Raw genomic sequence first — 24,788 nt, forward strand, 5'->3', positions numbered from 1 at the left:
TTTGGACCGTTTTTTCGGAGAGTGTGGCTTTCTGCATGCGGGGGTGCGTCATGAGCGCTCTGTCCGACTGCCATGGGGCCGCCCGGGGGAACGCCATGGCCGGCTACGAGGACACGCGACGCCTGGACGAGCTCCGCGCCACCGAGTACCGCCACCTCGACGAGCACGGACAGACCTACCTCGACTACACCGGATCGGGCGTGGCCGCCGCCGCCCAGCTCCGCGCGCACGTCGAGCGGCTGTCCGGCTGCTGCTACGGCAACCCGCACTCGGAGAATCCGGCGTCCAGCGCGTCCACGGTCCTGGTAGAGCGGGCGCGGAAGGCGATCCTGGACTTCTTCAACGCGTCCCCGGACGAGTACGCGGTGGTGTTCACCCAGAACGCCAGCGGGGCGTGCAGGCTGGTCGGCGAGGCGTACCCGTTCGGGCGCGGCGACCGGCTCGTCCTCACCGGCGACAACCACAACTCCGTCAACGGGATCCGCGAGTTCGCGCGGGCGCACGGCGCCGAGGTCGCGCACGTTCCCGTCCGCGGCCCGGACCTGCGGGTCCCCGGCGAGGAGGTCCGCGCCGCGCTCACGGGCCGCCGGGGGCTGCTGGTGTTCCCCGCGCAGAGCAACTTCACCGGCGTGCAGCACCCGCTGGGCTGGATCGACGACGCCCACGACCACGGCTACGACGTGCTGCTGGACGCGGCCGCGTTCGTCCCCGCCAACCGCCTCGACCTGAGCCGGACACGCCCCGACTTCGTCCCGGTGAGCTGGTACAAGGTGTTCGGATACCCGACCGGCGTCGGCTGCCTGGTCGCGCGGCGGGACGCCCTGGCCCGGCTGCGGCGGCCCTGGTTCGCGGGCGGGACGATCCAGGCGGTCAGCGCCCTCGGCGGCTGGCACGTCCTCGCGCCCGACGAGACGGCGTTCGAGGACGGCACCCTGAACTTCCTGTCGATCCCCGATGTCGAGTTCGGCATCGGCTGGGTCGAGGCCATCGGCATGGACCTCATCCACCGCCGGGTCGGCTGCCTGACGTCCCTGCTGCTGCGCGGTTTGACGGCCCTGCGCCACTCCGACGGCTCCGCCATGGTCCGGCTGTACGGGCCGGGCGACGCGGACCGGCGCGGCGGCACCGTCGCGTTCAACCTCCTCGACGCCCGCGGCGCGGTCGTGGACGAGCGGATCGTCGCCCGGGACACCGCCGCCGCGGGGATCTGCGTCCGCACCGGCTGCTTCTGCAACCCCGGCGCCGGGGAGGGCGCGTTCCGGATCCCGGAGCGGGCGCTGCGTCGCACCGCGCACGTGCGGACGCGGACGCTCGACGACTACCTCGACGCGCTCGGCCTGCCCAGCGGAGGCGCCGTCCGCGCGTCCCTCGGACTCGTCTCGAACGTCGCGGACGTGGAGCGCCTCATCGGGTTCCTCGGCGCCGCCTACCGGGACCGGGAGCCGGACGCCACGGGACTGCGGCCCCGCGAACGCTGCTGAACCGGGTCACCCCCGCGCCCCGGAGGCCGCGCGTTCGACCACGGCCGCCCACTCCTCCAGCAGCGCCTGCGCGGCGTCCACGCCAGGCCCCTCGGCCCACAGGTGCGTGACCGCCTCCGCCGGGTCGGGCAGGACGAGCACCCAGCGGCCGTCGCCCTCGACGACGCGGACCCCGTCGGTGGTGTCGAGGGGGCGGTCCCCCGCGGCCTCCACCACGTGCCGCATCACACCGCCCTTCGCCGCCCACGGCGTGGGGACGGAGCGGCGGAGCAGATGCGCCACCGGGATGCGGCGGTCGATCCGCGACAGCGTCAGCCGGGTCCGCGCGACGAGCCCCACGAGCCGGACGAACGCCGCGATCCCGTCGACGGTGCCGCTGAACTCGGGCATCAGGAACCCGCCGCGCCCGTCCCCCGCGAAGATCACGCCGGGTCGCGCGGCGGCCTTGGTGAGCACGTCCTGCGACGTGGCCGTCCACTCGACCTCGACGCCGTGGAACCGGCACACCCGCTCGGCGACCCGCGTCGTCGTCACCGGCAGCACGACGCGGCCGCCGCGCCGCTCGGCCGCGACGAGGTCCAGCATGACGAGCAGCGCCCGGTCGTCGCCGACCAGCTCCCCGTTCTCGTCCACGAGCGAGATCCGCTCCCCGACCGGGTCGAAGCGGACGCCGAACGCGGCCCGCGACGAGGAGACGAGCTCGCCGAGCCGTTCCAGGTCCCGCATCCGCTCGGCGAGCGTCTCGGTCGGGTCGGCCTCGTCCAGCCCGGCGTTGCGGGTGAGGACCTCCACGCCGACCTTGCCGAGCAGACTCGGCAGGACCAGCGACGCGACCCCGCCCGCGCAGTCCAGGACGATCTTCAGCCCGGCCTCGCGGACCCCGCGGATGTCGACGCGCCGCAGCAGGTCGCGGGTGTAGGTCTCCACGACGCGCGGCGGATAGGTCAGTTCGGCGATCTCGCCGGGGAACGCCCGGCGGTACTCCTGCCGGGCGAAGACGCGGGCCAGCCTGCGCCGCGCGGCCTGCGACAGGTCGGCGCCGTCCGGGTCGAGGAACACGATGTCGACGCCCTGCGGGTCGCCGAGGGTGGTGCGCAGGTAGACGCCGCCGACGGCGTCCTCGCGTCCGGTCTCGAACCGGGCGACGGTCAGCGGCGTCGCCTCCAGGTCACGGACGTTGATCGCGCTCGCGGTCAGTGCGCTGTTCACCGCGCGTTTCAGGGTGCGGGCGGCGCGGGAGACGTCGCGTCCGGTGACGACGGTCGTGCCCTTCTTCAGCGTCGTCGCGTAGGCGCTGGCCAGCCGGACCGCGAGCTCCGGTGTGATCTCGACGTTGACCAGCCCGGACACCCCGCGCGGCCCGAACAGGTCACGCTGACCCCGCGACTCCCAGATCACGCTGGTGTTGACGACCGCGCCCGCCTCGATCGTCTTGAAGGGGTAGACCTTCACGCCGCTGGAGACGTACGCCTCCGCCTCGATCACGCACTCGTCGCCGATGACCGCGCCCTCCTCGACGCGGGCGCCGGCCATGATGTCGGTGTTCTTGCCGACCACGCAGCCGCGCAGCGTCGTGGACGGCGCGACGAACACGTTGTCGTGGACGACGGCGCGGTGCAGGAACGCGCCCTCCTTCACGACCACGTTGCTGCCGAGGACGGTGAACTCGCGTAACTCCGCGCCCGCCTCGACCTTGGCGTAGTCGCCGATGTAGAGGGGGCCCTTCAGGACGGCCTCGGCGTCCACCTCGGCGCCCTCGGCGACCCACACGCCCGGTGACACCTCGAACCCGTCCAGGTCGACGCCGACCTGCCCGGACAGCAGGTCGCCCTGCGCCTTGAGGTAGCTGGCGTGGGTGCCGACGTCCTCCCAGTAGCAGTCCGCGACGTACCCGAACAGCGGGGCGCCCTCGTCCAGCAGGGCCGGGAACACGTCCCCGGACCAGTCGACCGGGCCGTTCGCGGCGACGTGGTCCAGGACCTCGGGCTCCATCACGTAGACGCCGGTGTTGACGGTGTCGGAGAACACCTGCCCCCAGGTGGGCTTCTCCAGGAACCGCCGCACGCGGCCGTCACCGTCGACGATGATGATCCCGAACTCCAGGGGGTCGGGCACGCGTTTCAGCCCGATCGTGACGAGCGCGCCGGTCCGCTCGTGGAACCGCACCATGTCGGTCAGGTCGATGTCGGTGAGCGCGTCCCCGGAGATCACCAGGAACCGGTCGTCGCGCAGCGCCTCCGCCGCGTTCTTCACGCTGCCCGCGGTGCCGAGCGGGACCTCCTCCGTCGCGTAGCTCAGCGACATGCCGAGCTCCTCGCCGTCGCCGAAGTAGTTGCGGATCAGCGCGGCCAGGAACTGGACGGTGACGACGGTCTCGCCGAACCCGTGCCGCTTCAGCAGCCGCAGCACATGCTCCATGATCGGCCGGTTGACGAGCGGAAGCAGGGGCTTCGGCTGGTTGGCGGTCATCGGGCGCAGCCGCGTCCCCTCGCCTCCCGCCATCACGACGGCCTTCATCGGGAGGTTTCCGCCCCCTCCTGGCCGCCCGTCGGATCGGTCGCGGGCGCCGAGCCGAGTCCCGGCGGGTCGGACCCCGGCGGGCCGGACGCCGGGGGCGAGCCGCGACCCGCCACCAGCAGCTGCCGGGTCTGCTCCCAGTACAGGACGGCCGCCCACCAGTACAGGCCCGCGCCCCAGATCGCGAACGACCAGCCGATCACCTTCGCCGTGGTCGCCGCCGCGCCGTCATGGTCGCCCAGCAGGAGCAACGGGAACGCGTACAGCAGGCACATCGTGCCCGCCTTGCCGATGAAGTGGACGGGCAGCGTGCCGCTGTATCCGAGCCGCCGGACGATCGGCGCGATCGGCACGATCGCGAGCTCGCGGGCGACGAGCAGCGCCACCAGCCACGGCGGGATGATGTCGCGGATCGTCAGCCCGATGAGCGTCGCCAGGATGTAGAGCCGGTCGGCGGCGGGGTCGAGCATCGCCCCGAGCTTGCTGGTCTGGTTCAGGATCCGCGCGAGCTTGCCGTCCAGCCAGTCGGACAGGCCCGCGAACACCAGCAGGCCGAGCGCCCACCAGTCCGCCTCGATCAGGACGAGCCACAGGAACAGCGGCACGCCCACCAGACGGGCCAGGCTCAGGCTGTTCGGCACCGTGAAGATCCGGTCCTGCGTGGCTTCCCGCTGTGTGCTCACCGACGCGCTCGCCTCCCCTGGTCCCTCGATCCTGACCTTATCGGTAAGAATTCTGAAAGCCCCCGAGGGTGTGGCCCCGTGACCCGGGCGAACGGCGTCGGGCACGCGTCCGGAACCGGCCCGCCCGAAACCGCCGCCAACAAAACCCGCCCCGGCGGCGTCTGCTTCATAGAAAATGATCTCTCCGGACGCTCCGGCCCGGTCCGGGGCACGGCCCCAGAAGGGTGTCGCGTTGGGTCCACTTCAGGATGGCGATCCGCGCAGGGTGGGCGCGTACACGCTGTCGGCGCGCCTGGGCGGCGGCGGGATGGGCCAGGTGTTCCTCGGCCGCTCCCCCGGCGGACGGCCCGTGGCGGTGAAGCTCGTGCGTCCGGAGTACGGCGACGACCCGCAGTTCCGGCGGCGGTTCGCGACGGAGATCGAGGCCGCCCGCCGGGTCGGTGGGTTCTTCACCGCGCAGCTGGTCGACGCGGACCCGCACGCGGAACGGCCGTGGCTGGTCACCGCGTACGTGCCGGGACCGTCGCTCCAGTCGGCGGTGGACGAGCAGGGGCCGCTGCCGGTCGGCGCGGTCCGCGTCCTCGGGGCCGGGCTCGCGGAGGGGCTGATGGCCGTGCACGCCTGCGGGCTGGTGCACCGCGACCTCAAGCCCGGCAACGTGATCCTGGCACCCGACGGCCCCCGGGTGATCGACTTCGGGATCGTCCGGGCGCTGGAGGCAACGTCCGGCACCGCCACCGGCGCGATCACCGGCACCGTCGCGTACATGTCGCCCGAGCAGGCCCGCACGGACAAGGAGATCGGGCCCGCCGCGGACGTGTTCGCGTTCGGCTCGGTGCTGGTGTTCGCGTCCACCGGCGCAGCACCCTTCGGCCGCGGTCAGGCGCACACGGTGCTGTACCGGATCGTCCGGGAGGATCCCGACCTGGACGCCGTCCCGGCCGGGCTGCGCGACCTGGTCGCCGCGTGCCTGGCCAAGGAACCGGCGGACCGTCCCGCGCTGCGGGAGGTGCTGGAGCGGTGCGCGGGCGGGGCGGGCGACGACTGGCCGCCACCCGGCGTACGCGCCATGGCCGCCGCCATGCCCGCCGCCATGCCCCCCGCCCTACCACCGGCCCTACCACCGGCCCAGCCGGGCACGGCCCCCGCCGCGCCCCCACCTGTACCCCCTGCCGTGCCGAGCGTCGGGTCGACCGCGGTCGACCCGACCACGCCGCCATCGGCGCGCCGGTCCGGCGGGGGTGGAAGATCGCCCGCCAGGTGGATCCTCGGCGGCGTCGCGGGCGTCGTCGCCGTGGCGGCGCTGGTCGCGGCCGCCGTCCTCGTGGCGCTGAATTGGGACGACCTGAGAGCCCCCTCGACGGACGGGGCGTCGCCTCCCGGGCGGGCGAAAGCCGTCTCGACCGTGACGGGGCGGATCCAGGACGCGGCCGCCGGGTTCTCCTACGCCCGATTCGGTTCCCCGTGGGTGACGGCCGGCGGAGCCTGGAAGAAGCCGGGAATGTTCACCAGCGGGCAGATCGCGCCACTACCGAAGCGCAACGGCGACTCCACCTTCAACGCGACCTCCCTGGCCGGGGTGCCGAGGGCCGCCGAGAGCAGCGGCTACACCGGCCCCCGGGACCTTGCCGCCGTCGCGGCGCGCGTGAGGACCCGCGTCATCGGCGAGCTGTTCACCGTCCAGCACACCGAGACCACGCTGCGGTCCGGCCTCGTGGACGTGAACGGCGGGGGCAAGGGCTGGCTGGAGAAGGTCCGCTTCGACTTCCCGCAGGCCAAGGCCAACGGCTGGCCGGTGACTGGCGACACGATGGCGCTGCTGGTGGTCGACCAGGACGGCGCCGACGGCGGACGGCCGGGCCTGCTGCTGCTGTCGGCCCCCGATACCTTCGCCCACCCGGGCGACCTCGACCTGGTGATCGGTTCGGTCCGCGTGCTCTGAGCCGCCACCGGCCTCGGCGCACCCCGACGCGTCCCCGCGCGTCACCGTGGGGCAGGGACGTCCGCGAGCGGGAAGGTGGCCGTGACGACGAACCCGCCGCCGTCGCCGGGTCCCGCGTCCAGGGTCCCGCCGACGCTGCGCGCCCGCTCGATCATCCCGAGGATCCCGAAACCGCCCGGCCCTCCGGCCGGTCCGACCCCGTCGTCGGCGACGCGCACGACGAACGCTCCCCCGCCGTCCCGCCCCAGGGTGACCTCGACGTGCTCGGCCGCCGCGTGCTTGACGACGTTGGTCAGCGCCTCCTGGACGATCCGGTACGCGGCGACGCCGACCTCCGGCGGCAGCGGACCGGCGTCCGTGGCGTCGAGGTCGGCGTCGAGATGGACCTCGAGGCCGCCGCTCCGCGCGGACCGCACGAGGTCGGCGATTCCGTCCAGGCCGGGCAGCGCCCCGGGCGAACCGGGCGTTCCGACGTCGGTGCCGCGCAGTACCTGAAGGGTGCCGCGCAGCTCCGTCCGGGCGTCGCGGCAGGTCGCCGCGATCGACGCGAGCGCCTCGGCCAGCTCTTCCCGGTCGAGCGGCCGGTCCCCGCGCACGAGATGCGCCGCCGCGCCGGCTTGGACGCCGATCAGCGTGATGCTGTGCGCGAGGAGGTCGTGCAGGTCACGGGCGATCCGCAGCCGCTCCTCGGCGACCCGGCGCCGCGCCTCCTCCTCCCGGGCCCGTTCCGCCCGCTCGGCCCGCTCGGTGATCGTCGCGAGCCGCGCCCGGTGCGACCGCCACACCTGGACGGAGATCACGACGGCGACCACGGCCTCGATGACCGCGATCTGCTCCCGGACCGAGCCGCCGCCCGCCCGCAACGTCACCCCGATCACGCAGACGAACAGCACGACGCCCACCACGGTGAGGACGACCCGGACCCGCCTGCCGAGGACCGCGTACGCGAACAGCGCGACCACCTCGACGGGTATCAGCGCGTGATGCTGGTACTGCGCCAGGTGGTACGGCAGCACCAGGGCCAGGAGGGCCATCAGGCCGGGCGTCGGCCAGCGCCTGAGCACCGCGAGCGGAACGTGCGCGGCGACCAGCAGCAGCGTCCCCGCCGCGTCCAGGTCGCGGACGCCCGGCCACATCACCGCCACCGCCACGGCGACGTACGCCAGCAGCACCGCGAACACGGCGTCCCTCGCCGCCGTCACACCGCCCACGGGAACCCTCACCACCCGACCATCTTCGCGGATGCCCCCGATCACCGCGCACCGCCCCTCGCCGTAGATGCACGCCGCGGGAAGCCATTACGCTCCGCCCATGACCAGGTCTCCTCGGATCACCCATATCGCATGGGGTCGCATGGAAGTCGAAGGGCTTGAGCCGGGCAAGGACTTCAAGCTGTATCCGGGCGGCGGACGCGAGTGGGACTGGGCGGAGCACGGGACCCGGCACGACCCGGGCGTCCAGCCGGGCGACGTCCAGGAGTTGATCGAGCACGGCTGTACGGTCGTCGTCCTCAGCCGGGGCATGGAGCTGCGCCTCGGGACGATGCCCGAGACCCTGCGGGTGCTGCGGGACGCCGGGATCGAGGTGCACGTGGCGGAGACGACCGAGGCCGTCGCCCTCTACAACAGGCTGGCCGAGACCGAACGCGCCGGCGGTCTCTTCCACTCGACGTGCTGAGCCACCGTTCCTGACATCTCACTCTTTCTTCGGACACCACGGTGGGACGGCCCGTCCCGTCCTATAGTTCTGCAAACTCGATCATGGAGAGCCGACCGTGTCCGTCCCCTCGCCGTCCCCTCCCGCGCCGTCCGGGGCCGCACCGGTACTGCGGGTCACGCTCGGCCGCGGGGCCTACCGATGGCCGTTCCGGGTCGCGCTGGCCGCCCTGGCGGTCGGCGCGCTCGCGGGGCCGTCCTCCCGCGCCGCCGGGTACGGCGGCGGCGCGCTCGTCGCCCTGGCCGCCGCGGTGTGGGCCTTCGCGATCCACCGCGACCGCCTCGTCGTGACCATGACGGGCACGGGCCTGGTCCTGCGCCGCGGCGCCGACGAGGCGACCGTCCCCGGCGGCGCCGTGGACGCGGTCGGGATCGTGTGGCGGGGCACCGACCCCGTCTGGACGGTCTGGTTCGACCCTGGCGCGGCACCGGGCGTCGACGCCGTCACGACCGTCGAGGGCGATGCCGCCGTGCTGCTCCGCGACCGGGACCTCCCCTCCGGCCGGCTTCCGGCCGTGCGCGCCGCCGTCACGGAGGAACTCGGCCTTCGCTGGCGCGTCCTCGACGGCACGGGCGAGGAGATCGATCCCCCCAAGGCGGACGCGCTGGGCAGGGCGGACCACGTCCTCGTGGACGGCGTCCTCACGAACGGCGGCCTCGCGAACGGCGCGGGCCGGTACCGCGACGAGCGCGACGGCGCCCTCCTCGCCGTCGCCTCCGGTCGCCGAACGGTCGTGCTGCGCGACCCGAACGCCGGGCGACTGCTCGTGTTCCGCAGGACGCCCCGGCCCACCCGCCGCAGGATCGTGCGCGTGTCCGACGCGGACGGCCGGTTCCTAGGGACGGTCCGGGGCCCGCGCGAGCCGTCCTTCCACACGCCGAGCGGGATGCTCCTCGGCACCACCCGGCAGCATGGCGACCGTCACGTCGTCACCGGCATCGACGGGCGCGAGTCCGCGTCGCTGCGGAGGACGGGCGGCCCTGATGAGGGCCGCGTGCGGTTGGAACGGTCACCGTCGGCCCCCGAGCCGCTGCGCACGCTCGCGCTGGCGCTGCCGCTGGTGGTGCGGTCGGCGCGCCGGTCCTGAGTCGCGGCCCCGGGCGGCGGCTCGTGGCGGCCCCCTATCCCATGGACGGCGGTTGCGGCAACCGGGGTGCGCCGGGTTAGCGTCAGGGACGACAGATCGCGGGGGCCCGGCGAACCGGGCTGAGATAGCGGCTGAGACGGCCGCTGACCGCATGAACCTGACCGGGTAATGCCGGCGTAGGGAGAGATCGAGTCGTCATGACCGAACCTGTGGTTCCATCCGCCCACAAGATCTACCTCCAGGGGTCGCGTCCCGACCTGCGCGTCCCGATGCGGGAGGTGCGGCTGACCAGCGGTGACGCCGTCGTCCTGTACGACACGTCCGGACCGTACACCGACCCCGACCGGCGGACCGACGTCCGCCGCGGGCTGCCCGCGTTGCGGGAGTCGTGGATCGCCGACCGCGGCGACACCGCCGCGTACGAGGGCCGCGCCGTCCGCCCCGAGGACGATGGCCGCCGTACAGATGGGCGCCGTACAGATGGGCGCCGTACAGATGGGCGCGGCACCGACGGGCGCGCGACGCCCGACGCCTTCCCGCCGCGGCGACCGCGCCGGGCGACCGGCGGCGCGGTCACGCAGCGCGCGTACGCGCGGCGCGGCGAGATCACGCCGGAGATGGAGTTCGTGGCGCTGCGCGAGGGCGTGGCCCCGGAGTTCGTCCGGGACGAGCTGGCGGCGGGCCGCGCGGTGCTGCCCGCCAACGTCAACCACCCGGAGATCGAACCGATGATCATCGGCCGGAACTTCCTGGTGAAGGTGAACGCCAACATCGGGAACTCGGCGGTCGCGTCGTCGATCGAGGACGAGGTCGAGAAGATGACGTGGGCCACCCGCTGGGGCGCCGACACGATCATGGACCTGTCGACGGGCCGGGACATCCACACCACCCGCGAATGGATCCTGCGGAACTCGCCGGTGCCGGTCGGAACGGTCCCGCTGTACCAGGCGGTGGAGAAGGTCGGCGGCGACCCCGCGGAGCTGACCTTCGACGTCTTCCGCGACACGGTCATCGAGCAGGCCGAGCAGGGCGTGGACTACATGACCGTCCACGCCGGGGTGCTGCTGCCGTACGTGCCGCTGACGGCGCGGCGCAAGACCGGCATCGTGTCCCGGGGCGGGTCGATCATGGCGGCGTGGTGTCTGGCGCACCACGAGGAGAACTTCCTCTACACGAACTTCCGGGAGCTGTGCGAGATCTTCGCCGCGTACGACATCACCTGGTCGCTCGGCGACGGCCTGCGTCCCGGCTGCATCGCCGACGCCAACGACGAGGCGCAGTTCGCGGAGCTGCGCACCCAGGGCGAGCTGACGCGGATCGCCGCCGAGTTCGACAACCAGGTGATGAACGAGGGCCCCGGGCACGTCCCGATGCACAAGATCAAGGAGAACGTCGACCTCCAGCGGGAGTGGTGCGACGACGCGCCGTTCTACACGCTCGGCCCGCTGACGACCGACATCGCGCCCGGCTACGACCACATCACCTCGGCGATCGGCGCCGCGATGATCGGCTGGTACGGCACCGCGATGCTCTGCTACGTCACCCCGAAGGAGCATCTCGGGCTCCCCGACCGCGACGACGTCAAGGCCGGGGTCATCGCCTACAAGATCGCCGCGCACGCCGCCGACCTGGCGAAGGGCCATCCGGGCGCGCAGGCGTGGGACGACGCGCTGTCGGACGCGCGGTTCGACTTCCGGTGGGAGGACCAGTTCAACCTGTCCCTCGACCCGGACACCGCCCGCGCGTTCCATGACGCCACGCTCCCGGCCGCCCCGGCGAAGACCGCGCACTTCTGCTCGATGTGCGGGCCGCACTTCTGCTCCATGAAGATCACCCGAGATGTCCGCCGGTACGCGGACGAGCGCGGCCTGGGCGAGGACGAGGCCCTGTCCGCCGGGATGCGGGAGAAGGCCGAGGAGTTCAAGTCCGCGGGCGGCCGCGTCTACCTGCCGCTCTCCCCCGGCGCCTGACCAGGCGTTCCGATCGGGCCTCCCGGCCGGGTCTCGGGACCGGGCGCGCGGGCCGGCGGCGGAGTGACCGCGAGGTGCGGGCTACTATCAAGGGACCGTTCCAAAAGCCGCGGATCCCACGGATCGCCGCGGGCCCGCTGCCCGGCCGGGAAGGACCGACAACTCAGGTGACCAGCGACGACACGCCATCGGCCCCGGCGCGGGCGGTGCGCTCCGATGTGCGCCGCAACCGCGCCCGGCTGCTCGCCGCGGCGCGGGAGATGTTCGAACGCGACGGGGCCGGCGCCTCCCTGGAGGGGGTCGCCCGGCTGGCGGGCGTCGGCATCGGAACGCTCTACCGGCACTTCCCGACGCGCCAGGACCTCCTGGAGGCGATGCTCGCCGACGCCTTCGAGGCGCTGGCCGCCGACGCTCGGGAACGGCGGGTCTCGCCCGTGCCCGGGGAGGCGCTGGCGGAGTGGCTGCGCGCGTTCATCGAACGGACCACGGCGTTTCGCGGGATGGCGGCCGCCGCCCTGATGTCGCTGCGGGAGGACCGGGCCGACCCGTTCCCGGCGTGCCGGGCGATGCGCGAGGCGGGCGAGGCGCTGTTCGTCCGCGCCCAGGAGGCCGGGGACGTGCCGGCGGACGTCGCGTTCGCCGACGCGCTGCGGCTCGTGGGCGCGATCGCGACGGTCACCGAACGGGAGCCGGAGGCCGCCGACCGGCTGCTGGCCCTCGCCGCCGCCGGGCTGATCCCCGGCAAGACGGGCTAGGACTTCACGCGGGTCAGGCGGTCTCGGGGACGGGCAGGATCCGGCGTGGGCCGCGCGGCGCGGCGGCGGGCCGTCTGCGCCATTCGCGCGGGTAGCCGACCGACACCTCGATGTGGGGAACGTCACCGGTCCAGATCGTCCGGGGGATGTGCAGGTGCCCGTACACGACGGACACGGCGTTGAACCGGCTGTGCCAGTCGGCGGTTCGGACCGTTCCGCACCACTGGGCGAACTCCGGGTACCACAGGACGCGGGTGGGCTCGCGGACGAGGGGCCAGTGGTTGACCAGCACCGTCCGCGTTCCCGGCTCCAGGGCCGCGAGCCGCTTCTCGGTGTAGGCGATCCGCGCGTCGCACCAGGCGTCGCGCGTGGGATGCGGGTCCGGGTGCAGGTAGACCTCGTCGGTGCACACGACGCCCGCCTCGTGCGCGACCTTCAGGGCCTCCTCCTTGGTGGACGTCCCGTCCGGCCGGAACGTGTAGTCGTACAGGAGGAACAGCGGCGCGATGGTCACGGGACCGTTCTCGCCGTCCCACACGGGGTACGGGTCCTCGGGCGTCAGCACGCCGAGGCCCCGGCACATCTCGACGAGCGCCCGGTAGCGGGCCTCGCCGCGCGCCTGCACCGGGTCGTTCTTCACGGTCCACAGCTCGTGGTTGCCCGGCGTCCAGATCACGGTGGCGTAGCGTTCGGCGAGCGTGCGGAGGGTCCATTCGACGTCGGCCAGTCGCTCGGCGACGTCCCCGGCCACGATCAACCAGTCGTCGCCGGACTCGGGCCGCAGGCCCTCGACGAACGCGCGGTTCTCGGGGAAGCCGACGTGCAGGTCGCTGATCGCGTGGACATCGCCCATCCAATGATCGTAAGCCCCGCGGCGGTGGCTCAGTCCCCCTCGTCGGGGTCGTCGGCGGGGAGCGTGAAGAGGCGGATGTGCACGGGCCGGGCTCCGGGGGGCGCGTCCTCGCGGCTGTGGGCGTGCTCGCGCAGGAGCCGGATGTAGGCCTCGTAGAACGACGCGAGGCCCTCCTCGGTCATGTGGGCGAAGCCGCGCGACAGCCGCGCCCAGGCGCGGTCGCGCTCGTACTCGGCGGGCAGCGCGCGGAACAGCTCCAGGTCCTCGGCGTGCGCGACGCGGATCAGCTCGTCGAGGACGGCCCGGTCCTCGGGGGCCACGGTCTCCGGGGCGGGCAGCCGCAGGTCGCGCGGGGTGTCGGCGGGCCGCCACCAGCGTTCCCTGCCGGTGGACCGCTCGGGGATCTCCTCGATGAACCCGTACTTCTCCAGCTGCCGCAGGTGGTAGCTGGTCGTCCCGGTGTTGGCGCCGACGACCTCACCGATCGTGGTGGACGTCGCCGGGCCGTGCGTGCGCAGCCGGTGCAGGATCCTGCGGCGCAACGGGTGGCTGAGTGCCTTGATCCTGCCCGGGTCGTCGAGGATCACCGGCTCGGTCTCGTCCTTCATGGGGAGCAGTCTAATACTACAGAGGTATCTTTGCAGAGATTTCTTTGCAGAGAATCCTCTGTGGTCTACGGTGCTCGGCATGAAGAAAGCGATGACACTTGCGCTGGCACTGGTCGCCGGCGTCCTTCTGGGCACGTCCTGGCTCACGCCGGCCGCCGCCTCCGACCGGATCGCGGCCTCGCCCCGGATCCCGGCGCCGTCCGGTCTGACCTCCACCGATGTGAGCTTCCAGGGATTCGGCGGGCTCACCCTGCACGGCACGGTCCTGTCGCCGGCGCGGAGCCGCGGGCGCGTGCCGGGGGTGGTGCTCGTCACCGGGTCCGGCGCCGGGGTGCCGCGCGAGCACCTGCTCACCGAGGCCACGCAGTTCGCGCGGCGGGGCCTCGCCGTCCTGATCTACGACAAGCGCTCCGAGGGCTACACGGACCTGCGCCGCTCCTTCTCCGAACTCGCCGACGACGCGCTCGGGGCCGTGGGCGCGCTACGCGCCCGGCCCGGCGTCGACCCGGCGAAGGTGGGGTTGTGGGGGCTCAGCGAGGGCGGTTGGGTGGCGCCGCTGGCCGCGTCGCGGTCCGCGGACGTCGCGTTCGTGATCGTGGTGGGCGGCAACGCCATGTCCCCGATCCGGCAGCAGGTCTGGAACGAGACCTCCGGGCTCCGCCGGGCGGGCGTGTCCGGGTCGCTGCTCGACCACGCGAAGCGCAACTTCGCGCGGCTGGGAGCGGACGCGGGCCTGTTCGCCGAGGCGTTCTTCGACGCCGAGGGCGTGCTGGAGCGCGTCCGGCAGCCGCTGCTCGGCATCTGGGGCGAACACGACCTGCAGACTCCGCCCGCGGACAATCCGCCGAGGTTCGCGCGGGCGCTGCGCCGGGGCGGCAACACCCACTACACGTTCCGCTTCTTCCCGAACGCCGACCACGGCGCGCACGTGACCCCCGACGGAGGTCTGACCCGTGGTGAGGCGCTGGCTCCGGGATACGCCGACCTGGTCGGCTCCTGGGTCCGCGACGTGACGAGCGGACGGCTGCCCGACGCCGACGCGGCGGCACCCCCCGCCCAGGACCATCGGAGCACGGAGATCTCGCCGTCGCCGTGGTGGGCGTCGGGCTGGTCGCAGCTCGCGGCGTTCGCGTTGTTCGTCGTCGCGTTCACCGCGTATCCGCTGACCGCCCTGGTGCGGCGGGTTCGGGGACGGACCGTGCGCCCGGTGACCCGCTGGGCCCGCCTGCTCGCCGGAGCGGGTCTCATGGCCGTGCTCGGCGGTTTCGTCTACATCTTCTACCTGATGGCCGCCGGACGGTGGCCGGACCCTGGGCCCGTCCTGGCGGGCAGGCCGCTGCCCTGGTTGGTCGTGCAAGGGCTCGCCGTTGCGGCCGTCGCCGCCACGGTCGCGACCGTGGCGGCGTGGTGGAGGACCCGGCGAGGGACGGGCGAGGCCGTCCCGGCGGGCGAACGCGTCCGGACCGGGCTGCTGCTCACCGGCGGCGTGGTGTTCGTTCCGTGGGCGGTCTACTGGGGCCTGCTCGTCCCGTGACCCCGCGCCGGTCAGTCCCTTCCCCACAGGTACACGCCGACGCTCATGGCGAGGAGGCTCGCCCAGCTGAAGACGGCGCGGACGGTGTTCCAGGCGGTCCAACGGCCGGAGTAGTCCGACCAGACCCTCGCCGCCTCGGACGCGTCCCCGGGGATCGTCACGGCGTCCAGGTCGTTGTTCATCGGGATGTTCACCGCGAAGCTCGGGACCAGCGCGCCCACGAAGTACACGGCCGCGGCGACGAAGAACAGGATCGCCGCCGACCTGTGGTCCAGCGTCAGCAGCAGGACCCCGGCGACGACGGCCAGCAGCGGGACGAGCAGGAACATCGCCACGAACACCGGGTTCTGGATCTTCTGGTTGATGCCCTGCATCGCGTCGATCGCCGACGCGGGCCGGGCCGCGTTCAGGCCGGGCATCACGCCGGTGGAGAAGCCGAAGAACGTCCCGGCCATACCGGCCGCCATGATCAGGGAGAGCGTCACCGAGACGCCCGCGAGAGCGGATCTCATGGTCGTGGTTCCTTCCGTGGAAAGGTGTGTCAGATGGTCCAGATGCCGCTGGCCGCGGTCCGCCGGGCGTAGTCGGCGAAGTCCTTCGGGGCACGGCCGAGCGCGCGGCGGACGCCGTCGGTCGGGCGGGCGTTGCGGCCGTCGAGGACGGTCCCGAACAGGTAGGCGAGGAAGGCGACGAGGTCTTCGGAGAGGCCGAGTTCCCTGAGCTCGGCCGCGTAGTCGTCCAGCGGGACGGGGACGAACGCGATGTCGCGCCCGGCGGCGCGGCCGATCTCGGCGACGGCCTCGGCGAAGGTGAGCGCGCGAGGGCCGGTCACCTCGTAGACCTCGCCCTCGTGGCCGTCGCGGGTGAGCGCCGCGACGGCCACGTCGGCGATGTCGTCGGCGTCCACGAACGGCTCCGGCACGTCGCCCGCCGGGAGGACGACCTGCCCCGCGCGAACGGGGTCGAGGAGGTAGTCCTCGCTGAAGTTCTGCGCGAACCAGCTCGCCCGCACGACCGTCCACGCGAGGCCGGACGTCTGGACGATCCGCTCGCACGCCCGCGCCTCGTCCTCGCCCCGTCCCGACAGCAGGACCACGTGCCGGACCCCGGCGTCCACGGCCGCGGCCGTGAACGAGCGGACGGCCTCCGGCGCGCCCGGTGCGGCCAGGTCGGGGTAGTACGACAGGTAGACCTTGTCGACGTCCCGCAGCACGGGCGCCCAGGTGGCCTCGTCCTCCCAGTCGAAGCGCGGGGACGCCGACCGCGAGCCCATGCGGACCGCGACGTCCAGGGCCTCCAGCCGCTCGACCACGCGGCGGCCGGTCTTGCCGGTCCCGCCGAGGACGAGGGTGAGGCCGGTTTCGTTCGGGTTCTGCGTCTCGTTCGTCGTCATGCCCTCAAGTCAACAGAGGAGCCGCTCCAGCGACCATCGTTGAGAAGCTCGCCCGCATACGTGAGCGTCTACGCTGGTCGGATGGACGCGCTCACCGATCTGCTGGACGGGCCACGGGCGCGGGGAGCGTTCATGCTCCGCTCGACGTTCACCCCTCCGTGGGCCATCCGGATCCAGGACGAGGCGCCGCTGACGCTGCTGTCCATGGTCCGCGACGACGCGTGGCTGATGCCCGACGGCGGCGAGCCGGAGCGCGTCTCCCCCGGCGACCTGGTGATCTTCCGGGGGCCCGATCCGTACACGGTCGCCGACGACCCGGCGACCGCGCCGCAGATCGTCATCCACCCGGGGCAGCGCTGCACCACCCCGGACGGGACGAGCCTGTCGGAGGCGATGGACCTCGGGGTGCGCGCCTGGGGCGACGACCCGGACGGCACCACGGTCATGCTGATCGGCGCCTACCAGATGCGCGGCGCCGTCACACGGCGGCTGCTGTCCGCGCTGCCGCCGATCGCGATCGTGCGCGGCGACACCTTCAGGTCGCCGCTCGTCGACGTGCTCGGCGAGGAGATCGGCAGGGACGAGCCCGGGCAGGACGTCGTCCTCGACCGGCTGCTCGACCTGCTGCTCATCGCGACGTTGCGCGCCTGGTTCTCCCGCCCGGACGCGCGGGCGCCCGGCTGGTACCGCGCCCACGGCGACGCCGTCGTCGGGCCCGCGCTGCGGCTGCTGCACGACGACCTGGCGCACCCGTGGACGGTCGCGGACCTGGCGTCCGCGGTGGGCGTGTCCCGCGCGGCGCTGGCCCAGCGGTTCACGAAGCTGATCGGCGAGCCGCCCATGGCGTACCTGACCGGCATCCGCCTCGCGCAGGCCGCGGACCTGCTGCGGGAGAGCGACGCGACGCTGGAGACGGTGGCGCGCCGCGTCGGCTACGGCAACGGGTTCGCGCTCAGCACCGCGTTCAAGCGCGAGCACGGCGTCAGCCCGCAGGAGTACCGCGCCGGCCCGACCGGCTGAACGGCCGCGCCTACCGCTCCGGGCGGAGGGTGGGCTCCGCGCGGACGACGACGTGGTCGTCGGCCGCGTCCGGGATGAACGGGATCACGAACGCGTAGTCGGCGAGCACCGACTCGGGTACTTCACCGGACTCGCCGAACGCGGCGATCTCGCCCCAGCACGGGGAGCCGAGGGAGCCGCTGCGGTGCCGCACCGACAGCCCGGCGCACAGGTTGGCGAACCTCAGCCGCTCGCCGAGCGGGAGACCGGCGAGGGTGGCGAACACGAACCCGGCGGCGAACACGTCGCCCGCGCCGGTCGGGTCGAGGGCCTCGACGGGAAGCGCGCCGACCTCGGCCCGCTCCCCCGTCGTGGAGTCGACGGCGATGGCGCCGTCACCGCCGCACTTCACGACCACCACCGGCACCCGTTCGGCGAGGGCCTCGGCGGCGCCCGCCGGCGAGTTCGTGCGCGTGTACGCCATCGCCTCGGCGGCGTTGGGGAGGAACACGTCCACGTGCTCCAACCGGTCGAGGACCTGGGCGGGCCAGGCGCCGGTCTGGTCCCAGCCGAGGTCACCGAAGACGAGCGCTCCGCGCTCGCGCATGGCGGGCGCCCACGACGGCACCGGACGGTCGACGTCGACGAAGCAGGCCCGCGCGGACGGCGGCGTCACCGGCGGGCCGTCCTCCGAGGTCGGGACGGGCCGCTCGTAGGTCACCATGCTGCGGTCGGAGTCGTAGGCCAGCGACACCGTCACCGGCGTGGACCAGCCGGGCACCCGCCGGGACGGTCCGAGGTCGACGCCCTCCTGCTCGGCGAGGGTGCGCCACAGGTAGGCGCCGAAGAGGTCGTCGCCGAACTCGGCGGCCAGCCCCACCCGCAGGCCGAGCCTGCTCATCGCGACGGCGATGTTGGCGACGCCGCCGGGCGCCGACCCGAGCCCGTCGGTGACGATCTCGGTGCCGGGCGGCGGCAGCCCCGGCAGCCCCGTGAAGATCATGTCCATGAAGACCCGGCCGGACAGGAACACGTCCAGGTCCGGCGGCGGGCCGGGCCCGGCCCCGCGCAGCCGCCGTCCCGCCCGCTCCCGCTCGGCGCAGGGATCGGCGAGGGACGGCTCGGGCGGCATTCCCGGCACGGCGGGCCGCCGGGTCATCCGCCGGGTCGCCTGCCGAGTGGTCCCCTGCTGCGTCGCCTGCTGCGTCACGGCGCCCCCCTGAGCACGGTTTGGCACGTTCCCACGGAACCTAGTCGACACCTCCGACATTCAGCTCGACATCCACAAGTGGTATTGACCAGTCAACATAATAGGACATACGGTGTGTCGCGATAGGAACCACAACAAAGGGGGTGAGCGGCGTGACATCCGCCGGTGAGTCCCGCTCCGGGCACACGAAACGGCAGGCGGTGCGCCGCGAACTCCTCACGATGCTGGACGGTCTGGACGTGGGGGACGCCCTGCCGTCAGAGCGCAGGCTGGCCGAGGAACTCGGCGTGTCGCGGCCCACGCTGCGGCAGGCCATCGACGGTCTCGTCGCCGAGGGACTGCTCGACCGGCGGCACGGGAGCGGCACCTACGTGGCCGAACCCCGCATCGCCGTCTCGCTGACCATGACCTCGTTCACCGAGGACATGATCAGGCGCGGGATGAAGCCGGGCGGCCGGGTCCTGTCGTTCCGCACGCAAGCCGCGGGGGCGCGGATCGGCAGGCGGCTGGCGCTGTCGCCCATCGAAGAGGTATTTACCATTCGACGGCTGCGGTTGGCGGACGGCGCCACCATGGCCATCGAGACGCTCTTCCTTCCCCGGGCGCTGCTGCCCGACCTGCGCAGGCAGGACCTGGAGGAGGGGTCGTTCTACGACCTGCTGCGCGGCAACGGCGTCGAGATCGCCTCGGGGACCGAGACGATCGAGCCGACCGTCACCACCGCCGAGGAGGCCGCCGACCTCGGCGTCCCCGTGCACATGCCGGCGTTCCTGTTCGAACGGATCACGAGGGATCCCGACGGGCGGCCCCTCGAATACGTCCGGTCGCTCTACCGCGGCGACCGGTACCGCCTGGAGCTCGACCTGCGACCACCGCGCTGACGGGGCCGACAGGCGCACCACCCACCCCGGAAGTGAGGCCACTTCACCATGGACGTCATCAAGGACATCCTCACCTTCCTGGCCGACAACGTGTTCGGTCAGGTGCCCATCCTGATCGGGCTCATCACCCTGATCGGCCTGATGTTGCAGCGCAAGCGGTTCGAGGACGTGTTCGCCGGCGCGCTGCGCGCCACGATCGGCGTGGTCATCCTGTTCATCGGCGTGGAGGTGTTCACCGGCGGGCTGACGAGCTTCCAGACCGTCCTCGCCAGCGCGATGGGCACGACGCCGCCGAAGGCGGACCGGACGCTCGCCGACTTCCTCGGCGACCAGGGCGGGACGATCGCGCTGGTCATCACCGTGGCGTTCCTCCTCCACGTGCTGGTCGTCCGGTTGTTCCCCGCGGCCCGGTACCTGTACCTGACCGGGCACCTGATGTTCTGGGTCAGCACGGTCACCGTCGCGTCGCTGGTGACGATCGCGCCGGGCGCCGACCAGCTCACGCTCGTGCTGTGCGGGGCCGGGTTCGTCGCCGCGTACTGGACCGTCCAGCCGCTGTGGATGCGACCGCTGATGCGGCGCGTCATGCCGGACGACCGGTTCGGGTTCGCGCACACCAGCTCACTCGCCTGCCTGCTCACCGGGTACGCGGCGCGCCCGCTGGGCAGCCGGGAGAAGCACGACACCGAGAAGCTGAGACTGCCGCGCCAGCTGTCGTTCTTCAAGGACGTCAACGTCAGCACCGCGCTGATCATCTCAGCGATCATGCTGGTGGGCGTCGCGCTCGCCGACGACGCCGTGGTCGGCAAGGCCGCGACGGAGATGGACCCCAAGCTGTCGCCCTGGGTGTGGGCGCTGCTGGTCGGCCTGCGGTTCGCGGGCGGCATCGCGATCCTGCTGTTCGGCGTGCGGATGTTCCTCGGCGAGATCGTCCCGGCGTTCAAGGGGTTCAGCGACCGGGTCATTCCGGGCACCCGGCCCGCGCTGGACGCGCCGACCGTGTTCCCCGTCGCGCCGACCGCCGTCATGGTCGGGTTCGTCGCGTCCACCGGCGTCTTCCTGATCTGCCTCGGCGTGTTCGCCGGGGCGGGCTGGTTCACCCTCGCCCCGCCCATGATCATGCTGTTCTTCGTGGGCGGCGCCGCCGGGCTGTTCGGCAACGTCGTGGCGGGCTGGCGCGGCGCCGTCCTCGGCGGCGTGATCACCGGCCTGATCCTCGCGGTCGGGCAGGCCGTCACCTGGGACCTGTTCGACCGGACCGCGCCCGAGCTGGCCACGCTCGCCGACCCGGACTGGTACGCGATCGGGTGGCTGCTGAAGGCGGTCGACCCGGTGGTCGGCGAGGCCACGGTTTGGATCGTTCCAGTCGTCGCGCTCGCCGCCATGGTCGCGACGCTGCTGCTGCTCGGCCGCGCCGAGAGGCACCGCGCCGCGCACGCGGCGGCGCCCGACGACCGGCCGGACGACCGGCCCGACGACAAGGCCACCGCGAAGGCGTGACCGACATCACCGAGGAGAGAGGTACCGACATGGCACTCGACCGGCAACTGGAGGTGCTCGCGGTCTGCGGGGTCGGCATGGGCACCAGCCTGATGCTCAAGATGACCGCCGAGGACGCGCTCCGCTCGCTCGGCGTGGAGGCGCGCGTGGAGAACACGGACCTGTCCACGGCGCGCGGGATGTCGCCCGACGTGGTGATCGGCCAGGGCATGCACACCGGCGAGATCGCCGACCTCGCGCCCGTGGTGATCACGATCAGCGACTTCCTCGACAAGGACGGCCTGGAGGCGCAACTCCGGGAGCGCCTGACCGCCCAGGGCTGGCTGTCATGACCTCGCGAACCGATCGGCCTTTGATCACGGCGACCGACCGGGTGACCGCCGCGGACTGGCGAGAGGCGGCGCGGAAGGCCGCCGAGGCGCTGGTCGAGGTGGGCGCGGCGGACACGGGATACCCGGACGCCTGTGTCCGGGTGGTCGAGAAGAACGGCCCGTACATCGTGCTGACCAAGGGGCTCGCGCTCGTCCACGCCCGTCCCGAGGAGGGCGGGCTGGCCGTGGGCGTCGGCGTGACCCGCCTGGCCGAGCCCGTCGCGTTCGGCCACCCCGACAACGACCCGGTGGACCTGCTGCTCGCGTTCTGCACACCCGACCCCGACGCGCACGTCGGCACGCTGGCGGGTCTGGCGCGCTCCCTGAGCGGTGGCCTGGCCGATCGGCTCCGCGCCGCGTCCGACGAGGACGATCTGGCCGGCGTGCTGAAGGAGGCCGTGCCCGATGACTGAGGCCAGGCCCGAGGCTCGGTCCGAGACCCGACAGGGGCTCCCCGACCGGGTGCGTGCCCTGCTGGACGACCTGGACGCCGCCGCCGGCGAGGCGATCGGCGAGGCCGCCGCGCTGCTGCTGGCCTCGGTCGAGGCCGGTGGGATCGTCCACGTCGCCGGTGCGGGGCATTCGCTGGCGATGGTGTGCGAGACGTTCTACCGGGCGGGCGGGCTCGCCGCCGTCCGTCCGATCTGGGACCCCGCCGTGTTCCCGCTCGGCGACGCCGTGGCCAGCACCAGCGCCGAGCGGCGGGCCGGGCTGGGGCGCGCCGTGGTCGAGGCGGCCGCGCCCGTCCCTCCCGACGTCGCGGTCGTGTTCTCCACCAGCGGCCGCAACCCGTACCCGGTCGAGATCGCCGCGGAGTGCGCGGCGCGCGGCGTCGCCGTCGTCGCGGTGACCTCGGCGCGGGCGTCGCGGGCCGCTCCGGCGCGGACCGCGACGACCCTGGCCGACCACGCCGCGATCGTGGTGGACACGCGCGTCCCGCGCGGCGACGTCGTGCATCCGGCGGCGACACCGCGCACCGCCGCGGTCTCCACGATCCTCGCCGCGTACGCGTGGTCGCGCGTCCTGGCCGACGTGGACGACCTCGCGGCGGAGCGCGGCGTCGAACCGGCCCGCTGGACGAGCGCGAACGTCCCCGGCGGCGACGAGGTCAACGCCGCGCTGCTGGAGCGCTACCGGCACCGCGTGCCCGAGCTGACCGGGGACGGGCCGTCGCCCTCCCGCCCTGTGACATGATGCGGTCACGTCGGAGCGGAACGAGGAGCGAGATGACGACCAGACCGACCGGGGACGATCTGCACACCGTGTTCTCACGCGCGGACCTGGGCGGCGACCAGCGGCTCGACCTGATGGAGTTCACGCTCGTCCTGGAGGACCTCGGGCTCTCCTGGACGCGCGCCGAGACGCAGGACAGGTTCGAGAAGGCCGACAGCAACCTCGACGGGTTCATCTCCTACGAGGAGTTCCGCGCCGTCATGGACGCCCAGAACTAGACCCGGCTACTGGACACGGCTACCGGACACGGCGGCCGCGCAGTTCGCGGTACCTGCGGACGAGCGCCGCCGTGGACGGGTCGGGCGCCGTGGCCGGCGGCTCGGGCGAGGTGAGCGCGGGCGCGAGGTCCATGGCCATGACCTTGCCGAGTTCGACGCCCCACTGGTCGAAGGAGTCGATCCCCCAGATCGTCCCCTCCACGAACACGATGTGCTCGTAGAGCGCGACCAGCGACCCGAGGGTCTTCGGGGTGAGCTTCGGCACCAGTATCGTGCTGGTCGGCCGGTTGCCCGGCATGACCTTGTGCGGGACGAGGGCGGCGGGCGTCCCGTCGGCGGCGACCTCCTCGGCGGTCCGGCCGAACGCCAGCGCCGACGTCTGCGCCAGCATGTTGGCGGTGAGCAGGTCGTGCATGCCCGCGCGGTCCTCGAACGGCTCGGCGAACCCGATGAAGTCGGCGGGGACGAGCCGGGTGCCCTGGTGCAGCAGCTGGTAGAAGGCGTGCTGCCCGTTCGTGCCCGGCTCGCCCCAGAAGATCGCGCCGGTCTGCGCGACGACGGGCGCGCCGTCGGCCCGCACCGACTTGCCGTTGGACTCCATCGTGAGCTGCTGGAGATAGGCGGGGAACCGGGCGAGGCGCTGGCTGTAGGGCAGCACGGCCCGGGTCTGCGCGCCGAAGAAGTCGGTGTACCAGACGCCGAGCAGCCCCATCAGGACGGGCATGTTCGCCTCGAACGGGGCGGTCCGGAAGTGCTCGTCGATCTCGCGGAACCCGGCGAGCATCTCGCGGAACGCCTCCCCGCCGATCGCGATCATCAGGGAGAGGCCGATGGCGCCGTCGAGGGAGTAGCGGCCCCCCACCCAGTCCCAGAACGCGAACATGTTCGCGGTGTCGATGCCGAACTCGGCGACGCGGTCGGCGTTGGTCGACACGGCGACGAAGTGCCGGGAGACGGCCTTGTCGTCGCCGAGCCGCTCCACGAGCCACTGCCGGGCGACCTTCGCGTTGGTGAGGGTCTCCAGGGTTCCGAACGTCTTGGAGCTGACGACGAACAGCGTCCGCTCGGGGTCGAGACCGGCGAGCTTCCCGACGATGTCGGCGGGGTCGATGTTGGAGACGAACCGGCAGGTGATCCCGGCGTCGGCGTGGTCGGCGAGGGCCTCGTAGGCCATGGCGGGACCGAGGTCGGAGCCGCCGATGCCGATGTTGACGACCGTGGTGATGCGCTTGCCGGTGAAGCCCGTCCACTCCCCCGCGCGGACGCGTGCGGCGAAGTCGGCCATCGCGTCCAGGACGGCGTGCACGTCGCCCGCGACGTCCTGCCCGTCGACGGTGAGCGCCTCGCCGGGCGGGAGCCGCAGCGCCGTGTGCAGGACGGCGCGGTCCTCGCTGACGTTGATGTGCTCGCCGGAGAACATCGCGTCGATCCGGCGGCGCAGCCCGGCCCGCTCGGCGAGCGCCACCAGCAGCCGCAGCGTCTCGGCGGTGGCGCGGTGCTTGGAGTAGTCCAGGTGGAGGTCCCCCGCGGTGACGGTCATGCGGTCGGCGCGCGCCGGATCGTCGGCGAAGAGTTCGCGCAGGTGCCGACCGGCGAGCGCCGCGTGATGCTCGACCAGCGCGGACCACTCGGGCGACTCGGTGATATCTGCCATTGCCTCTCTCATCTCGTCACGGGGCGGACGGCGCCGCCGTCCCCCGGACGCGCGGCCGTGCCCCACCGGCGATCATAGGGCGGCCACGGACGCCGCCGCGGGCGGGCGGAAGGGCAAGCGGCGCTTACCGATCCCTCCAGGAGATCGCATGCTCGCCGTCTCGACGACCGTGCGCCGACGTTT

At 73.0% G+C, this 24,788-nt stretch carries 23 protein-coding genes and 1 riboswitch; of the genes, 14 read left to right on the plus strand and 9 right to left on the minus strand.

Annotated elements, in window-relative coordinates; genetic code table 11:
* The first annotated feature begins 50 nt into the window (after positions 1 to 50).
* Complete coding sequence (locus tag D0T12_RS26505) at positions 51 to 1,481, plus strand: aminotransferase class V-fold PLP-dependent enzyme (protein WP_199487716.1); 1,431 nt, start codon at positions 51 to 53, stop codon at positions 1,479 to 1,481.
* Positions 1,482 to 1,487: 6 nt separating this feature from the next.
* On the opposite strand, the gene D0T12_RS26510 is transcribed toward D0T12_RS26505, so the two are convergent.
* Positions 1,488 to 3,998, minus strand: coding sequence for a mannose-1-phosphate guanyltransferase (locus tag D0T12_RS26510; RefSeq protein WP_117402646.1), 2,511 nt, complete (start codon positions 3,996 to 3,998; stop codon positions 1,488 to 1,490).
* Positions 3,995 to 4,681, minus strand: a complete 687-nt coding sequence (locus tag D0T12_RS26515; protein WP_199487717.1) for a CDP-alcohol phosphatidyltransferase family protein — start codon at positions 4,679 to 4,681, stop codon at positions 3,995 to 3,997. The genes D0T12_RS26510 and D0T12_RS26515 overlap by 4 nt, the downstream gene beginning before the upstream one ends.
* A 232-nt stretch (positions 4,682 to 4,913) precedes the next feature.
* On the opposite strand from D0T12_RS26515, the gene D0T12_RS36010 reads away from it, so the two are divergent.
* Complete coding sequence (locus D0T12_RS36010; RefSeq protein ID WP_199487718.1) at positions 4,914 to 6,623, plus strand: serine/threonine-protein kinase; 1,710 nt, start codon at positions 4,914 to 4,916, stop codon at positions 6,621 to 6,623.
* Positions 6,624 to 6,664: 41 nt separating this feature from the next.
* Here D0T12_RS36010 and D0T12_RS26525 read toward each other — a convergent pair whose 3' ends face one another.
* A complete protein-coding gene (locus D0T12_RS26525) occupies positions 6,665 to 7,846 on the minus strand; it encodes a sensor histidine kinase (protein ID WP_147339647.1) in 1,182 nt (393 codons plus the stop codon).
* Between the two features lie 88 nt (positions 7,847 to 7,934).
* Between D0T12_RS26525 and D0T12_RS26530 the strand changes: the two genes are divergently transcribed.
* From D0T12_RS26530 to D0T12_RS26545, 4 genes are all read left to right on the plus strand, one after another.
* Entirely contained in the window at positions 7,935 to 8,300 is a 366-nt protein-coding gene (locus D0T12_RS26530) for an Mth938-like domain-containing protein (protein WP_117402650.1), read from the plus strand.
* A gap of 97 nt (positions 8,301 to 8,397) precedes the next feature.
* Entirely contained in the window at positions 8,398 to 9,426 is a 1,029-nt protein-coding gene (locus tag D0T12_RS26535) for a hypothetical protein (RefSeq protein WP_117402652.1), read from the plus strand.
* Positions 9,427 to 9,514: 88 nt separating this feature from the next.
* Positions 9,515 to 9,628, plus strand: a riboswitch (TPP riboswitch).
* Positions 9,624 to 11,396 (plus strand): phosphomethylpyrimidine synthase ThiC, encoded by a 1,773-nt coding sequence (gene thiC / locus D0T12_RS26540; RefSeq protein ID WP_117402654.1) that lies wholly within the window; start codon positions 9,624 to 9,626, stop codon positions 11,394 to 11,396. It overlaps the preceding riboswitch by 5 nt.
* Before the next feature lie 167 nt (positions 11,397 to 11,563).
* Entirely contained in the window at positions 11,564 to 12,151 is a 588-nt protein-coding gene (locus D0T12_RS26545) for a TetR/AcrR family transcriptional regulator (protein WP_199487720.1), read from the plus strand.
* Between the two features lie 13 nt (positions 12,152 to 12,164).
* Here the strand turns inward: D0T12_RS26545 and D0T12_RS26550 are convergent, their stop codons facing one another.
* Both D0T12_RS26550 and D0T12_RS26555 read right to left on the minus strand, forming a co-directional pair.
* Positions 12,165 to 13,004: a metallophosphoesterase family protein gene (locus D0T12_RS26550; protein WP_117402656.1), complete on the minus strand. Its 840-nt coding sequence runs from the start codon at positions 13,002 to 13,004 to the stop codon at positions 12,165 to 12,167.
* A gap of 29 nt (positions 13,005 to 13,033) precedes the next feature.
* Positions 13,034 to 13,612: a winged helix-turn-helix domain-containing protein gene (locus tag D0T12_RS26555; protein WP_117402658.1), complete on the minus strand. Its 579-nt coding sequence runs from the start codon at positions 13,610 to 13,612 to the stop codon at positions 13,034 to 13,036.
* Between the two features lie 79 nt (positions 13,613 to 13,691).
* Here D0T12_RS26555 and D0T12_RS26560 point away from each other — a divergent pair, with 79 nt between their 5' ends.
* Positions 13,692 to 15,146, plus strand: coding sequence for an alpha/beta hydrolase family protein (locus tag D0T12_RS26560; RefSeq protein ID WP_199487721.1), 1,455 nt, complete (start codon positions 13,692 to 13,694; stop codon positions 15,144 to 15,146).
* Between the two features lie 11 nt (positions 15,147 to 15,157).
* Here D0T12_RS26560 and D0T12_RS26565 read toward each other — a convergent pair whose 3' ends face one another.
* Both D0T12_RS26565 and D0T12_RS26570 read right to left on the minus strand, forming a co-directional pair.
* The gene (locus D0T12_RS26565) at positions 15,158 to 15,658 is read right to left on the minus strand and encodes an anthrone oxygenase family protein (RefSeq protein WP_117402661.1); all 501 of its coding nucleotides are present in this window, start codon (positions 15,656 to 15,658) and stop codon (positions 15,158 to 15,160) included.
* Positions 15,659 to 15,687: 29 nt separating this feature from the next.
* Positions 15,688 to 16,539: an NAD(P)H-binding protein gene (locus tag D0T12_RS26570; RefSeq protein WP_117402662.1), complete on the minus strand. Its 852-nt coding sequence runs from the start codon at positions 16,537 to 16,539 to the stop codon at positions 15,688 to 15,690.
* An 81-nt stretch (positions 16,540 to 16,620) separates the two neighbouring features.
* Between D0T12_RS26570 and D0T12_RS26575 the strand changes: the two genes are divergently transcribed.
* Entirely contained in the window at positions 16,621 to 17,559 is a 939-nt protein-coding gene (locus tag D0T12_RS26575; RefSeq protein ID WP_117402663.1) for an AraC family transcriptional regulator, read from the plus strand.
* A 10-nt stretch (positions 17,560 to 17,569) separates the two neighbouring features.
* Here the strand turns inward: D0T12_RS26575 and D0T12_RS26580 are convergent, their stop codons facing one another.
* Positions 17,570 to 18,748 carry a carbohydrate kinase family protein gene (locus tag D0T12_RS26580; RefSeq protein WP_233526301.1) on the minus strand — a complete coding sequence of 393 codons (1,179 nt, stop codon included), beginning with the start codon at positions 18,746 to 18,748 and terminating at the stop codon, positions 17,570 to 17,572.
* Between the two features lie 143 nt (positions 18,749 to 18,891).
* On the opposite strand from D0T12_RS26580, the gene D0T12_RS26585 reads away from it, so the two are divergent.
* From D0T12_RS26585 to D0T12_RS26610, 6 genes are read left to right on the plus strand one after another with little or no spacing between them, the layout of a single operon-like run.
* Positions 18,892 to 19,629 carry a GntR family transcriptional regulator gene (locus D0T12_RS26585; RefSeq protein ID WP_233526302.1) on the plus strand — a complete coding sequence of 246 codons (738 nt, stop codon included), beginning with the start codon at positions 18,892 to 18,894 and terminating at the stop codon, positions 19,627 to 19,629.
* A gap of 48 nt (positions 19,630 to 19,677) precedes the next feature.
* Complete coding sequence (locus D0T12_RS26590) at positions 19,678 to 21,129, plus strand: PTS ascorbate transporter subunit IIC (protein WP_117402665.1); 1,452 nt, start codon at positions 19,678 to 19,680, stop codon at positions 21,127 to 21,129.
* Positions 21,126 to 21,461 (plus strand): PTS sugar transporter subunit IIB, encoded by a 336-nt coding sequence (locus tag D0T12_RS26595; RefSeq protein ID WP_233526303.1) that lies wholly within the window; start codon positions 21,126 to 21,128, stop codon positions 21,459 to 21,461. The genes D0T12_RS26590 and D0T12_RS26595 overlap by 4 nt, the downstream gene beginning before the upstream one ends.
* Positions 21,458 to 21,913: a PTS sugar transporter subunit IIA gene (locus D0T12_RS26600; protein ID WP_117402666.1), complete on the plus strand. Its 456-nt coding sequence runs from the start codon at positions 21,458 to 21,460 to the stop codon at positions 21,911 to 21,913. Before D0T12_RS26595 ends, D0T12_RS26600 begins: the two co-directional genes overlap by 4 nt.
* A complete protein-coding gene (locus tag D0T12_RS26605) occupies positions 21,906 to 22,694 on the plus strand; it encodes a sugar isomerase domain-containing protein (protein ID WP_117402667.1) in 789 nt (262 codons plus the stop codon). Before D0T12_RS26600 ends, D0T12_RS26605 begins: the two co-directional genes overlap by 8 nt.
* A gap of 32 nt (positions 22,695 to 22,726) precedes the next feature.
* Positions 22,727 to 22,951 (plus strand): EF-hand domain-containing protein, encoded by a 225-nt coding sequence (locus D0T12_RS26610; protein WP_117402668.1) that lies wholly within the window; start codon positions 22,727 to 22,729, stop codon positions 22,949 to 22,951.
* A 19-nt stretch (positions 22,952 to 22,970) separates the two neighbouring features.
* Here the strand turns inward: D0T12_RS26610 and pgi are convergent, their stop codons facing one another.
* Positions 22,971 to 24,605 (minus strand): glucose-6-phosphate isomerase, encoded by a 1,635-nt coding sequence (gene pgi, locus D0T12_RS26615; protein ID WP_117402670.1) that lies wholly within the window; start codon positions 24,603 to 24,605, stop codon positions 22,971 to 22,973.
* Positions 24,606 to 24,788: the final 183 nt, after the last annotated feature.

It is taken from the genome of Actinomadura spongiicola (assembly GCF_003432485.1).
GTDB lineage: Bacteria > Actinomycetota > Actinomycetes > Streptosporangiales > Streptosporangiaceae > Spirillospora > Spirillospora spongiicola.